The organism is Pseudomonas sp. NA-150, assembly GCF_044336365.1.
Classification (GTDB): Bacteria; Pseudomonadota; Gammaproteobacteria; order Pseudomonadales; family Pseudomonadaceae; genus Aquipseudomonas.
Window position 1 is genome coordinate 4,661,121 of record NZ_CP172305.1, and the last position, 12,645, is coordinate 4,673,765.

Genomic DNA, 12,645 nt, shown 5'->3' on the forward strand with positions numbered 1-12,645 from the left:
AAGGGCAATGGACCTGAACCCCTTAGGTCGGTGTCGAGACAGCCGCTGCAGATCCTTTGTTCGCGGCGTTCTGTGCCTGTTGCTCGATCAGTTTGGCCAAGGCTGTGGTGGCGGCGCCCAGGGCCGAACTCAATTGAGCCAGTTGAGACTGGACAGCACCGGCCTCAGCTTGTTTTTGGTCCACAGTGAGATGCTTGTTGGCTTCGATCGCTTGCAACCGGGCCTGGAGCTCAGCCATCTGTTTCTGGATTTCTTTGATGCGCTTTTCCAGAACTTTGACCGGGTTGGCAGTGTCGTCATCGCTTGGCTGGGCGGCCTTGGACTTGGCAATCCCCGCAGTGGACAGGTCGACCTTCACCCCTGCCGCCGGCGCATCACCCAGTGGGTTGGTTTCAGCGGCCGCAGCAGCCTTCGTTTGCGCAGTAGCTGCTTGAAAACCAACGCCGGTATTTGTAGTGAGATTGACCGATAGCATGCAGAGCGCTCCTGGCAGGGTATGCAATGTTTTTTGTATCGGCGGCGATACACAAAACTTGATGGCTAAAAGCAACGTTTTCGCGCTGGTCGACAACGCATAGGTCGGGTTACCCTTACACTTTATGTGTGTTCTTATCACAAGGATCTGAATGATGTCCGAGCCCGTCAAAGTGCGCGCGCCCAACCAGGCTCATTGCAAGGATTGCAGCTTGGCGCCGCTGTGCTTGCCACTGTCCCTGAACCTGGAAGACATGGACGCCCTCGATGACATCGTCAAGCGCGGCCGTCCATTGAAGAAAGGCGAGTTTCTGTTCCGCCAGGGCGATGCATTTGGTTCGGTCTACGCGGTGCGCTCCGGGGCATTGAAGACCTTTAGCCTGAGTGACGGTGGTGAAGAGCAGATCACCGGCTTTCACTTGCCGAGCGAGCTGGTTGGGCTGTCAGGCATGGACACCGAATCCTACCCGGTATCGGCGCAAGTGCTGGAAACCACCTCCGTGTGCGAAATCCCCTTCGAACGCCTGGATGATCTCTCGGCGCAATTGCCGCAACTTCGCCGGCAGTTGATGCGGGTGATGAGCCGCGAAATCCGCGATGACCAGCAAATGATGTTGTTGCTGTCGAAAAAGACCGCCGACGAGCGCATCGCTACCTTTCTGGTCAACTTGTCGGCGCGGTTCCGCGCGCGGGGGTTCTCGGCCAATCAGTTCCGCCTGAGCATGTCGCGCAATGAGATCGGCAACTTCCTCGGCCTGGCGGTGGAAACCGTGTCGCGGGTGTTCACTCGTTTCCAGAGCAGCGAACTGATCGCCGCCGAGGGCAAAGAGATTCATATTCTCGACCCGATCCAGCTTTGCGCGCTGGCCGGTGGTTCGCTGGATGGCTGACTGCGCGGCGGCGCGGTAGACTAGCCACCGCTAACAAGCCTCAGGATGTCCTTGATGATTTTCGACGAATTCAGCTTCAAATCCCTTATCCGTCCGGTCGTGGACTTCCCCAAGCCGGGCGTGATCTTTCGCGACATCACCCCGCTGTTCCAATCGCCCAAGGCCTTGCGTCTGGTGATCGACAGCTTCGTGCAGCGCTACATCGAGGCCGAATTCACCCATATCGGTGCCATGGATGCGCGGGGTTTCCTGATCGGTTCGATCATTGCCTATGAGCTGAACAAGCCGCTGATCCTGTTCCGCAAGCAAGGCAAGCTGCCGGCTGACGTGCTGTCCGAGGCTTACGAGACTGAATACGGAAAGGCCTACCTGGAAGTCCACGCTGACAGCCTGTGCGACGGCGACTCGGTGATCATGTTCGATGACCTGATCGCCACCGGTGGCACGCTGATCGCCGCTGCCAACCTGATCCGCCGCATGGGCGCCCGCGTCTACGAAGCCGCAGCGATCATCGACCTGCCGGAACTGGGCGGCTCGCAGCGTCTGGAAGACATGTCGATTCCGACCTTCTGCCTGACCAACTTTGCGTTGACTGATATGTAATAGCCATTCCCTGTAGGAGCTGCCGAAGGCTGCGATAGAGCGCGAAGCGGTCGCCGCGTTTTGAGGCCAATCGCAGCCTGCGGCAGCTCCTACAGATGATGTGCATGTCAGCCCTGATTCAAAGCCCCATCTGCCTGGCAATAATCTCATTCATCACTTCACGGGTGCCGCCACCAATGGAGAGGATGCGATTGTCCCGGTACAGGCGCTCCACCAGGCTTTCGCGCATGTAACCCGCGCCACCGAGGATCTGCACCGCGTCGTAGGTGATCCGGTCCGCCGTGTCAGCCGCGACGTTCTTGGCCATGGAAATTTCCTTGATCACGCTTTTCCCCGCCGCCATCTTCGCCGCCTGGCGATAGGTGAATTCGCGGGACACTTCCAGTTGCGTGGCCATTTCCGCCAGTCGATGCTTGAGCACCTGGAATTTACTGATCGGCTTGCCGAACGCTTCACGTTGCCGCGCCCAGTCCAGGCTTTGCTCCAGCGCCAGTTGCGAGGTCATGTTGGCCATCAGCGCCAAGGCCAGGCGTTCGCTCTGGAAATTGCCCATGATGCAGGCAAACCCCATGTTTTCGGCACCGATCAAGTGACCCACCGGCACCCGACAGTCTTCGAAAAACAACTCGGCGGTGTCTGACGCCCACCAGCCCATTTTCTTCAGCTGTCGACCGACGGTGAAACCCGGCGTGCCTTTCTCCATCAGTAACAGACTGATGCCGGCGAACCCCGGCTCGCCGGTGCGCACGGCGACGGTGTAGTAATCGGCGCGGACGCCGCTGGTGATGAAGGTTTTGCTGCCGTTGACCCGATAATAATCGCCGTCGCGCACCGCGCGGGTCTGCAGATTGGCCACGTCGGAGCCGCCGCCAGGTTCAGTGATCGCCAGCGCCATGATCTTTTCGCCACTCAGCACTTGCGGCACCACCCGCTCGCGCACCACCGGCTGCGCCCACTTCACGACCGGCGGCAAACCGATATCGAGCGAGCCCAACCCCGCCACCAGCCCGCCGGAGCCGCAGCGCATCAGCTCTTCACTCGCGGCAACCTTGGCGAACACGTCACCTTCATGACTGCCACCGAACGCTTCGGGGTAGCCGATGCCGAGAATCCCGGCAGCGCCGGCCTTCAGGTACAACTCGCGGGGAAAGCCTTCGGCCTCTTCCCACTCATCGACAAAGGGCAAAATCTCGCGCTCGACGAAACGCCGCACGGCATCGCGGATCAGTTGGTGGTGAGGGTCGAAATATTCCTGACAGTCAGACATCGGCGCGCTCCACTGAAGGGTCCAGCGAACTTACCGAGCGCTTGCTTGGTTTGCAAGGGGGGGGTGACTCACGATCCCTTGTAGGAGCTGCCGCAGGCTGCGAACCGACGGCCGGACGGTCGTTCCGGCCTTATCGCAGCCTGCGGCAGCTCCTACAGGACGAGCGTTGTATGACTACAACACCATCGGCTTACGCCCGGCGAACGAATGCGCCAGGGTGCCGCCGTCGACCAGTTCCAGCTCGCCACCCAATGGCACGCCGTGGGCGATGCGTGAGGTGATCAGGCCTTTATCGCTGAGCAACTGGGCGATGTAGTGCGCGGTGGCTTCGCCCTCCACCGTCGGGTTGGTGGCGAGGATGATTTCGGTGAAAGTGCCCTGCGCTTCGATGCGCGTTAACAACTGCGGAATGCCGATGGCTTCCGGGCCGAGACCGTCCAGTGGCGACAGGTGGCCCTTGAGCACGAAATAACGGCCGCGGAAGCCGGTCTGCTCGACTGCGTACACATCCATCGGACCTTCGACCACACACAACAACGTGTCGTCGCGACGGGTGTCCGAGCACTGTGGGCACAGGTCGTCTTCGGTCAAGGTGCGGCATTGCCGGCAATGGCCGACGCCTTCCATCGCCTGACTCAAGGCCAGCGCCAGGCGCGAGCCACCACTGCGATCGCGCTCCAGCAATTGCAGCGCCATGCGCTGGGCGGTTTTCTGACCAACACCGGGCAACGTGCGCAAGGCATCGATCAATTGGCGAATCAGGGGGCTGAAGCTCATGAGAAAGGTCCGACAAAACAACGAGACGCGGTTTATACCCGCGCCTCCGGTTAGCGTCAATTCAAGCGTCGGCGACCTTCACCACCAACTTGCCGAAGTTGCGCCCTTCCAGCAGGCCGATAAAGGCCTCGGGCGCATTTTCCAGGCCCTCGACCACGTCCTCGAGGAACTTGATTTTGCCGCTGTTGACCAGCGGCACCATCGCCGCCAAAAATTCTTCATGGCGATCACCGTATTCCTCAAACACGATAAAACCCTGAACCCGCGCGCGCTTGGTCAGCATGGTGCGCATCAGCAGCGGCAGGTAGTTGATGCCTTCCGGCAGCGCCGGGGCGTTGTACTGCGCGATCAAACCACACAGCGGAATCCGTGCCCGGGGGTTGATCAAGGGCAACACCGCCTCAAAGATCTTGCCACCCACCAGTTCGAAGTAGATGTCGATGCCGTTACCACAGGCCTTGGCCAGTTCTTCAGCAAAGTTCGGGCTCTTGTGATCGATGCAAGCGTCGAAACCGAGCTCATCCACCACGTAGCGACATTTCTCCGCACCACCGGCGATGCCGACGACACGCAAGCCTTTGAGCTTGGCCACTTGCCCGACGACCGCACCCACCGCCCCCGACGCCGCCGCGACCACCAGGGTCTCGCCCGCCTTGGGCTTGCCGATGTCCATCAGGCCCATGTACGCCGTCATCCCCGGCATGCCGAGTACACCGACGGCCATGGACGGGTGGGTGACTTCCTTGGGCAGCGAGACCAATTGCGTACCGTCGCTGATGCTGTGGGTCTGCCAGCCGGTCATGCCAACCACCCGGTCACCGACCGTAAACCGGGCATTGCGCGATTGCTCGACCACGCTCACCGCACCGCCGGTCATCACGCCGTTGACCTGCACCGGCTCAGCATAGGAAGGCGCGTCGCTCATGCGCCCGCGCATATACGGGTCGAGGGACAGGTACAGGGTTTTCAGCAGCACCTGGCCGTCTTCCAGCTCCGGCAAGGCTTCGCGCTCGAGGCGAAAATTCTCCGGCGTCGGTGCGCCTGTCGGACGCGAGGCCAGCACGATGCGTTGGTTGAGAGTCAATGTTTGAGACATCGGGAACAGCTCCTTGATCGGTGAATATCAGGTATAGAGCAGACCGTGCTGGAAGGTGGGCGTTCGGTTGGAATCGAGTCCACGGTATGCGGTGCTGACAAAAAATGTGTACAAAAAAGCCAGGCACTGGGCCTGGCTTCTTGTATACCGCAACCGCGATTAGAACGGGAGTTTCATGCCCGGCGGCAGTTGCATGCCAGCGGTCATGCCAGACATCTTTTCCTGGCTGGACTGCTCGATCTTGCGCACGGCATCGTTGACCGCTGCGGCGATCAGGTCTTCGAGGACTTCTTTGTCTTCTTGCATCAGGCTGTCGTCCAGGCTGATGCGCTTGACGTCATGACGACCGGTCATCACCACGCTGACCAGGCCCGCGCCCGATTGGCCAGTGACTTCAGCGTTGGCCAGTTCTTCCTGGGCCTTGGCCATTTTTTCCTGCATTTGCTGGGCCTGCTTCATCAGGCCAGCCATGCCACCTTTCATCATGGGAATTCACCTCGAACATTGATGGGGCTTTGTCGGGCGCTGCATCAACTGCAGCACCCAAATAAGTTAAAGCGTCTGAGCCACGGGAGCGTCCACAGGTTCAATCGTATCCTCTCGGATCACCGCGCCAAACTGTTGCAGCATTTGTTGGATGAACGGATCGGCATGGATCGACGCCACTGCTTCACCCTGGCGCTCATGACGACGGCGGGACAAGGCCTGGGCCGGGGTTTCCTGTTCGGGCTTGATCAGCTCGATGGTCAGGGTCAACGGGCGGCCGTGGAACTGGTTCAGCGCATCGTTCAGGCGACGTTGTTGCGTCGAGTTGAACAGCGCGCTATGGGCCGGGTCCAGGTGCAGCAGCCAGTGATCGCCGTCCACTGCGATTAACGAACAGTTGGCGGCGATGCTGCCGGTCATGCCCGAGATCGGCAGTTTCGGGAACAGGTTCAGCCACTCCAGCGCCAGACCGGTCGCGGGCATCGACGCCGGCAACGGCTCGGCCTCGACCACGTCCGGCACGCTGTCGTGGGCCAGTTCATCCATATAACTGTAAGACGCCGGATCGATATCCAACTCGCCTTCGACATAATCATCGTCCGGCGGCGGTTCGTCGTCGCGCTCCATCGGTGCCGGGACAAAACCCACGGCGTCCTGGATCGCTTCCGGCATGGCCGGTATCGCGACCTCCGCTGCCACTGGCGACTCGACTTGCGGCGCATCCGGAACCGGGCTGGCCGGTGCTGGCGTCGGCATCGGCGGCAGGTCTGGCTGCTCGGCCACGGTATCGAGCAATGGCTCTGGCTCAGGTTCAGGCTCGATCTGCGCTTCAACCACCGGCTCCGGCTCGGCAACCGGCGCCACTACCTTGGGCTCGTTCCACGGCAAATCGACTTCCGCAACCGGCGCCGGCTCAGGCACGACCGCAGCCGCAGGTGCTGGAACTGGAGCTGGAACAACAGGCGCAACGGCAGCCACCACAGGGGCTGCAACCACCGGCGCAGCAATCGCCGCGCCGGCCACTGACGGTCGGGAATCAACTGTGGCCGGGTTGATCCCCACTGTCTTTAGCGGCTGCCTCGGGGCATCGCTGCTGTCTGCCGGACGGAACGCCAGCATCCGCAGCAGGACCATCTCGAAGCCACCACGCGGATCAGGCGCCAATGGCAAATCGCGGCGACCGATCAGGCCCATCTGGTAATAGAACTGCACGTCTTCGGCCGGCAACGCCTGGGCCAGGGCCAACACGCGGTCGCGGTCGCCATGACCGTTGTCGACGCCTTCAGGCAACGCCTGGGCAATCGCCACACGGTGCAGCACGTTGAGGATTTCCGAGAGCACCCCGTTCCAGTCCGGGCCTTGCTCCGCCAGATGACGTACCGCCTCCAGCAACCCGCGGGCATCGCCGTCGAGCAACGCGTGCAGCACGTCATACACCTGGCCGTGGTCCAGCGTGCCGAGCATCGCCCGCACATCCGTAGCCAGCACTTTGCCCTCGCCGAAGGCAATCGCCTGATCGGTGAGGCTCATGGCGTCGCGCATCGAACCGTCGGCAGCACGGCCCAACAGCCACAGCGCATCGTCTTCGAACGGAATATTTTCAGCGCCCAGTACGTGGGTCAAATGCTCGACCACACGTTCAGGTGTCATGTTTTTCAGGGAAAACTGCAGGCAACGGGACAGAATCGTCGCCGGCAGTTTCTGCGGGTCGGTGGTCGCCAGAATAAATTTGACGTAGGGCGGCGGCTCTTCCAGAGTCTTCAACAGCGCGTTGAATGAGTGACTGGAGAGCATGTGCACTTCGTCGATCAGATAGACCTTGAAGCGCCCACGGCTCGGTGCGTACTGCACGTTATCGAGCAATTCGCGAGTGTCTTCGACCTTGGTCCGGCTCGCGGCGTCGATCTCGATCAGGTCGACAAAACGACCTTCGTCGATCTCGCGGCAGACCGAACACGTACCGCACGGCGTCGAAGTTATGCCTGTTTCGCAATTAAGGCATTTTGCAATGATGCGCGCGATGGTAGTTTTACCCACACCACGAGTGCCCGTGAACAAATAGGCATGGTGCAGTCGTTGGCTGTCCAGCGCATTGATCAAGGCCTTGAGCACATGGGTTTGGCCGACCATTTCGCGGAACGAGCGCGGACGCCATTTACGTGCAAGAACCTGATAACTCATCGAAAACCGTCGCGACTGGAAGCAGAAGACCGCTAATGCTAGCGGAGCAAGGGCAAAATTGCATCCGGTGCCTTCTTTAATGTGTCTACGCTCATCATTTGGATCTGTATTGAAATCAAATCCAGCCTGTATGGCATCGTATTGCTCACGCCGAGGGACCGCATGCGGCTGCTGCTGAGCGTTTTGTTGCTAGTGCTGAGTTTCTCCAGCGTCGCCGCCGAGGCGCCGTTGCGCTTTTCTATCGCCGACAGTTGGTCGATGCCCTTGGTGCAGGTCGATCTCAACGGCCCACGGGACGGGTTTCTGTTCGACATCATCCAGAGCCTGACACGTCAGGTCGGGCGCAAGGCCGAATACCACGTGTTGGCGCGCACGCGGGTGCAGAGCGCACTGGAACGCGGCGAAATTGACGTGCGCTGTTACGCCGCGCAGTCCTGGATGCCGAACATGTCCGGTGATTACATCTGGAGCCTGCCGCTGATGACCCAGCGCGACGTGCTGATCAGCACCGCAGACAATGCCCGGCCCGTGCGTGTCGAGCAATTGCACGGCAACAGCATCGGCACCGTGCTGGGCTACACCTACCCTCACCTGCAACACCTGTTCGATAACAACCAACTGAAACGCGAAGACGCCCGCAGCCAGGAACTGGTGCTGCGAAAGCTGGTGGCTGGGCGATATCACTACGCGGTGGGCAATGAGTGGTCGTTGAACTGGTTCAATCGCAACCTGCCCCCCGAGCGGCGCTTGCGTGCGGTATCGGTCATCGAAGAGCAGCCTGTCGGCTGTGTGGTGCGCAACGATCCGGGCGTGCCGGCACAGTGGATTCTGCGCACGCTGCTGAAAATGAAAATGTCCGGGGAGATCGATCAAATCATTCAACGTTATGGCGCCGATGCACCCTCTTTGCCAGCGGAGCAGTTCAGCCCCGCAGAACGCTAATGCAGAGCGTTTCAGGTACTTAAATCTTGCCGCTCGTCCCTGTAGCATTAGCGTCACATTGCCCCGATACGCTCCTCGAATTCCGCAATCCCGACTTCAGCCAAGCAGGCAGGTAACCGCTATGAGCGATAACAAAGAAGACGACGCAAGCAAAACCACGGCCGGCGATGCCCCGCCCGACGCCGGCCGACGGCGATTTCTCGGCGGTGTTGCCGCGCTGGGTGCAGGCGCCACCCTGAGCGCTTATGTGTCGGCTGACGAAGCTCCCGCCCTGCCTGGCGACAAACCGCTGACCGGCGCCGCGCTGGACCAGGCCCTGCGCGACAACCTGAAAACCGTGGTGGTGATCTACGCCGAAAACCGTAGCTTCAACAACCTGTTCGGCAACTTCCCCGGCGTGGAGAAACCCCTCGCGGCGGTCGACCCGAGTGTCTATAAACAGCGTGATCGCGACGGCACCCTGCTGGAAACCCTGCCGCCAACCTGGGGTGGCGTGTTGCAGATCGGGCCGCAAACCGTCGACGGCGTGACCTATCCGATTGAAACCCAGTTCCAGGAAAGCCTGCTCAACGAACCCTATGCACTCAAAGGTCCGAATGGCGAAGATTTGCCGCTGAGCCTGGTGACCCGCGACCTGTGGCACGTGTTTTATCAGAACCAGATGCAAATCAACGGCGGCAAAAATGACCAGTTCGTGGCCTGGGCAGACTCCGGCGGCCTGACCATGGGTCACTATGCGCAAACCGAATACTCGCTGCGACTGTGGGACGTGGCCACCGAGTTTGTGCTCTGCGACAACTTCTTTCAGGGTGCTTTCGGTGGTTCGTTCCTCAATCACCAATACCTGATCTCGGCGGCGGTGCCGTTTTATCCGGATGTGGCCAACTCGCCGGCTAAACCGCAAATCGCTACGCTGATGAGCGACAATCCCCACGAAATTCGCCTCAAGCCACTGGACAAGTCCCCGGCCAGCGCCATGACCGGCCCACCGCAATTCGGCCCGAGCCTGCTGACGCCGGACGGTTATGCGGTCAACACCATGGCCCCGCCCTACTGGCCGACCTGGCTGCGCGACCCGGCGCGGCCCGAGTATGCCAAGCCGGACGTGGCCAACACGCTGGTGCCGCAGGTTCACGACCACATCGGCGACAAGCTGTCGAAGAAGAACATCGACTGGGCGTGGTACGCCGGTGCCTGGCAGGCCACGGTCGATCAGTTCAAGGATTCGGCCGGTATTCCGAAGATCCCGAACTTCCAGTACCACCACCAGCCGTTCAACTACTTCAAGAAACAAGGCCCGGAAAACCCGGACGAACGCGCCAGACGTCTGCGTGACGGCGGGCTGGGCGATGAGTCGAGCACCAACAAATTCTTCGCCGATGCCCAGGCCGGCAAGCTGCCAGCGGTGAGTTTCTACAAACCCCAGGGCAACCTGAACATGCACGCTGGCTACGCCGACGTGGCGTCCGGGGATCGGCACATCACCCGTGCGATCAAAGTGCTGCGCAACAGCCCGCAATGGGAAAACATGGTGATCGTCATCTGCGTCGATGAAAACGGCGGCTGGTGGGACCACGTGGCCCCGCCCAAGGGCGACCGTTGGGGCCCAGGTACGCGGATTCCGGCCATCGTGGTGTCGCCGTTCGCCAAGAAAGGCACGGTGGACCACACGGTATACGACACCGCCTCGATCCTGCGCCTGATTACGCGGATTCATGGGCTGGAGAAACTGGACGGGATCAAGGAGCGGGATGAAGCAATGCTGACTCGCGGCCAAAACGCCATGGGTGATTTGACCAATGCGTTGGAGTTTTTTAGCTGAAAAACCGCCTCGCGAACAAATTCGCTCCTACAGGGGATTGCATTGACCTGTAGGAGTGAACTTGTTCGAGAGGCGGAGTATCAGGAATATCGCTTCAAACAAATCGCTCGCAAGTTAGCGCCTTCAGGCGAAAGCGGCCTGTCTGCACCCAACCTCACCCCTTCTTGCGCAACATCAAATTCAACTGATCAATCACCTCTACCCAATCCGCGTCCCCCAACGTCTCCTCCCGCAAAAACGCGGCCTGGGCCGGTGACCAGAAAAACGCATCGGATAACACCAGGTTGGGCTTGAGCGGCGAATGGCTGGTGATAAAGGCGTCGATGCCGACCGGATCGGCTTCGAGCCCCAATTGTTCAAATAACGACGGCAAGCTGTGCACAGGTGATTCCACGGGATTCTCCCAAGTTCGAACGGTGGCTTGCGGGGATGGCGCCAGGTCGGGCGCGATCAGCCACGACCTGGCGGAATGGAGATTTTTCAGGACTTGCTCAGCTCGCGCACTTGCGCGTGCGGCACCAACTTCAGGTACTGATCCATGTTCATGTGGATCAGGTAGTTGTGATTACCCGCCTCCAGATAAACCTCACTCTGGCGTGTCAGCGCCGGATCCAGCCACATATCCATGCCATAGGCGTCGCCCAGAGCCGGGATCGCGCCACGCTCACAATCGCCAAACAAATGCGGTAAGCGGCTTTCCTGGGCAATTTGCCAATCACCGGTGACCTGCACTTTACTCAGGTCCAGGTGACGGTTGGCGGGTATCACCGCCATTAGATAGTGCCCGTGCTGGTCATCCAGAATGACCGATTTGGCCAACCGCTCCGCGGGAATACTGGCCACCCGAGCGGACTCCAGACTGGTCGCGGAATGCGGATGAGCGACGATGTCGTACTCACACCCCGATCTGACCAACCGCTCGTTTACTGCTCTTGCCATACGCATGATGCACCTCCTCGCCTGGTACAAGGCGGCACAACAGCCGCCTTCACACTCCACTGAGTTTAGGCAGCACTCGGCGGAGCGGCGGCTGCTGGCTGTAACAGTTACGGCTATCGGTGGCCGGGCATAGTCGAGAATGAGCTAACCGCTCGTCGAACCCGGCATGCGCTGGCGATTAGCCAGCCTATTCAGATAAGCTACCCGCTTATTTAATCCAAGATGTAAGGGACTACGATGAAAGGTTTACGCGTGTTGCTGGCAGCCTTGCTGCTGTGTGCGGCCACTGGCCCTGTCTACGCAGCAACCCCGGCGGCCCACGATGCAGGCCAGCCTAAACAGACCATCGAACAGTTTCTGGCGAGCCTGAAACCGCAGCACGGCACCGTCGACCTGCCAGGCGACATCGCCACGCTTAACCTCAACGATGACTTCTATTACCTGACACCCGACGACACCGAACGCCTGATCGTCGATGGCTGGGGCAATCCGCCGGGCCATAAAACCCTGGGCATGATCATTCCCACGGCGACTAACCCGATGTCCCGTGGCGGCTGGGGCGTGCTGATCAGTTACAACGACGACGGGCACATCTCCGACGAAGACGCGGCGAAGATCGACTACAGCGAACTGCTCAAGCAAATGCAGGAAGAAGACGAGGACATCAACAAGGAACGCCGCAAAAAAGGCTACGCCGGCTTGAGGCTGCTGGGCTGGGCAGAGCCGCCACGCTATGACGATCAAACCCACAAAATGTTCTGGGCCAAAGAACTGAAAGCCGACGACGCCAACGACAACACCCTCAACTACAGCATTCGCGTGCTCGGCCGTGAGGGCGTCCTTGAGCTGAACGCCGTGGCCTCGATGAACGACCTGCCGACCATTCAGCGAGAATTGCCGAAGGTCCTCGAATTCGCCAACTTTACCGACGGCAACCGCTACGCCGATTACAACTCCAGCACCGACAAACTGGCCAAATTCGGACTCGCGGCGTTGGTCGCCGGCGGCATCGCGAGCAAGGTCGGGCTGTTCGCCAAGCTGGGGATACTGCTGTTGGCGGCGAAGAAGTTTCTGGTAGTGGGCTTGTTGGTGGTGGCGGGGTTCTTTCGCAAGCTGTTTAACCGTAAATAGAGCATCCCATGCATTAAAAACCCTTGCTTCCGATGGC

At 60.1% G+C, this 12,645-nt stretch carries 13 protein-coding genes; 5 read left to right on the forward strand and 8 right to left on the reverse strand.

Going from position 1 to position 12,645, the window contains the following annotated elements; genetic code table 11:
• Window positions 1-22: 22 nt before the first annotated feature.
• The gene (locus ACF0H7_RS22055; RefSeq protein ID WP_397448978.1) at window positions 23-571 is read right to left on the reverse strand and encodes a hypothetical protein; all 549 of its coding nucleotides are present in this window, start codon (window positions 569-571) and stop codon (window positions 23-25) included.
• A gap of 58 nt (window positions 572-629) precedes the next feature.
• Here ACF0H7_RS22055 and fnr point away from each other — a divergent pair, with 58 nt between their 5' ends.
• Both fnr and ACF0H7_RS22065 read left to right on the forward strand, forming a co-directional pair.
• Window positions 630-1,364, forward strand: a complete 735-nt coding sequence (fnr, locus tag ACF0H7_RS22060) for a fumarate/nitrate reduction transcriptional regulator Fnr (RefSeq protein WP_397448979.1) — start codon at window positions 630-632, stop codon at window positions 1,362-1,364.
• Window positions 1,365-1,418: 54 nt separating this feature from the next.
• Window positions 1,419-1,967 carry an adenine phosphoribosyltransferase gene (locus ACF0H7_RS22065; protein WP_397448980.1) on the forward strand — a complete coding sequence of 183 codons (549 nt, stop codon included), beginning with the start codon at window positions 1,419-1,421 and terminating at the stop codon, window positions 1,965-1,967.
• A 118-nt stretch (window positions 1,968-2,085) separates the two neighbouring features.
• Here the strand turns inward: ACF0H7_RS22065 and ACF0H7_RS22070 are convergent, their stop codons facing one another.
• The 5 genes from ACF0H7_RS22070 to dnaX form a co-directional block, all read right to left on the reverse strand.
• Window positions 2,086-3,234: an acyl-CoA dehydrogenase family protein gene (locus ACF0H7_RS22070; protein WP_397448981.1), complete on the reverse strand. Its 1,149-nt coding sequence runs from the start codon at window positions 3,232-3,234 to the stop codon at window positions 2,086-2,088.
• A 174-nt stretch (window positions 3,235-3,408) separates the two neighbouring features.
• Window positions 3,409-4,011 (reverse strand): recombination mediator RecR, encoded by a 603-nt coding sequence (gene recR, locus ACF0H7_RS22075; protein WP_397448982.1) that lies wholly within the window; start codon window positions 4,009-4,011, stop codon window positions 3,409-3,411.
• Between the two features lie 61 nt (window positions 4,012-4,072).
• A complete protein-coding gene (locus ACF0H7_RS22080; RefSeq protein ID WP_397448983.1) occupies window positions 4,073-5,107 on the reverse strand; it encodes an NADP-dependent oxidoreductase in 1,035 nt (344 codons plus the stop codon).
• A gap of 159 nt (window positions 5,108-5,266) precedes the next feature.
• Complete coding sequence (locus ACF0H7_RS22085) at window positions 5,267-5,593, reverse strand: YbaB/EbfC family nucleoid-associated protein (protein WP_397448984.1); 327 nt, start codon at window positions 5,591-5,593, stop codon at window positions 5,267-5,269.
• Window positions 5,594-5,659: 66 nt separating this feature from the next.
• On the reverse strand, window positions 5,660-7,774 hold the full coding sequence (gene dnaX / locus ACF0H7_RS22090) for a DNA polymerase III subunit gamma/tau (RefSeq protein ID WP_397448985.1): 2,115 nt from the start codon (window positions 7,772-7,774) through the stop codon (window positions 5,660-5,662).
• A 162-nt stretch (window positions 7,775-7,936) separates the two neighbouring features.
• Here dnaX and ACF0H7_RS22095 point away from each other — a divergent pair, with 162 nt between their 5' ends.
• Complete coding sequence (locus tag ACF0H7_RS22095; protein WP_397453982.1) at window positions 7,937-8,716, forward strand: substrate-binding periplasmic protein; 780 nt, start codon at window positions 7,937-7,939, stop codon at window positions 8,714-8,716.
• Window positions 8,717-8,837: 121 nt separating this feature from the next.
• Window positions 8,838-10,538: an acid phosphatase gene (locus ACF0H7_RS22100; RefSeq protein WP_397448986.1), complete on the forward strand. Its 1,701-nt coding sequence runs from the start codon at window positions 8,838-8,840 to the stop codon at window positions 10,536-10,538.
• Between the two features lie 154 nt (window positions 10,539-10,692).
• On the opposite strand, the gene ACF0H7_RS22105 is transcribed toward ACF0H7_RS22100, so the two are convergent.
• Window positions 10,693-10,932 carry a DUF2789 domain-containing protein gene (locus tag ACF0H7_RS22105; protein WP_397448987.1) on the reverse strand — a complete coding sequence of 80 codons (240 nt, stop codon included), beginning with the start codon at window positions 10,930-10,932 and terminating at the stop codon, window positions 10,693-10,695.
• A gap of 86 nt (window positions 10,933-11,018) precedes the next feature.
• A complete protein-coding gene (locus tag ACF0H7_RS22110) occupies window positions 11,019-11,483 on the reverse strand; it encodes an aminoacyl-tRNA deacylase (RefSeq protein ID WP_397448988.1) in 465 nt (154 codons plus the stop codon).
• A 231-nt stretch (window positions 11,484-11,714) separates the two neighbouring features.
• On the opposite strand from ACF0H7_RS22110, the gene ACF0H7_RS22115 reads away from it, so the two are divergent.
• On the forward strand, window positions 11,715-12,608 hold the full coding sequence (locus tag ACF0H7_RS22115; protein ID WP_397448989.1) for a DUF2167 domain-containing protein: 894 nt from the start codon (window positions 11,715-11,717) through the stop codon (window positions 12,606-12,608).
• Window positions 12,609-12,645: the final 37 nt, after the last annotated feature.

What these genes read in the sequence shown, in the direction of transcription:
- ACF0H7_RS22115 (WP_397448989.1), top strand. Translation starts at nt 11,715, where the DNA reads ATGAAAGGTTTACGCGTGTTGCTGGCAGCCTTGCTGCTGTGTGCGGCC.
- fnr (WP_397448979.1), top strand. Translation starts at nt 630, where the DNA reads ATGTCCGAGCCCGTCAAAGTGCGCGCGCCCAACCAGGCTCATTGCAAG.
- ACF0H7_RS22065 (WP_397448980.1), top strand. Translation starts at nt 1,419, where the DNA reads ATGATTTTCGACGAATTCAGCTTCAAATCCCTTATCCGTCCGGTCGTG.
- recR (WP_397448982.1), bottom strand. Translation starts at nt 4,011, where the DNA reads ATGAGCTTCAGCCCCCTGATTCGCCAATTGATCGATGCCTTGCGCACG.
- ACF0H7_RS22085 (WP_397448984.1), bottom strand. Translation starts at nt 5,593, where the DNA reads ATGATGAAAGGTGGCATGGCTGGCCTGATGAAGCAGGCCCAGCAAATG.
- dnaX (WP_397448985.1), bottom strand. Translation starts at nt 7,774, where the DNA reads ATGAGTTATCAGGTTCTTGCACGTAAATGGCGTCCGCGCTCGTTCCGC.
- ACF0H7_RS22070 (WP_397448981.1), bottom strand. Translation starts at nt 3,234, where the DNA reads ATGTCTGACTGTCAGGAATATTTCGACCCTCACCACCAACTGATCCGC.
- ACF0H7_RS22100 (WP_397448986.1), top strand. Translation starts at nt 8,838, where the DNA reads ATGAGCGATAACAAAGAAGACGACGCAAGCAAAACCACGGCCGGCGAT.
- ACF0H7_RS22095 (WP_397453982.1), top strand. Translation starts at nt 7,937, where the DNA reads ATGCGGCTGCTGCTGAGCGTTTTGTTGCTAGTGCTGAGTTTCTCCAGC.
- ACF0H7_RS22110 (WP_397448988.1), bottom strand. Translation starts at nt 11,483, where the DNA reads ATGCGTATGGCAAGAGCAGTAAACGAGCGGTTGGTCAGATCGGGGTGT.
- ACF0H7_RS22080 (WP_397448983.1), bottom strand. Translation starts at nt 5,107, where the DNA reads ATGTCTCAAACATTGACTCTCAACCAACGCATCGTGCTGGCCTCGCGT.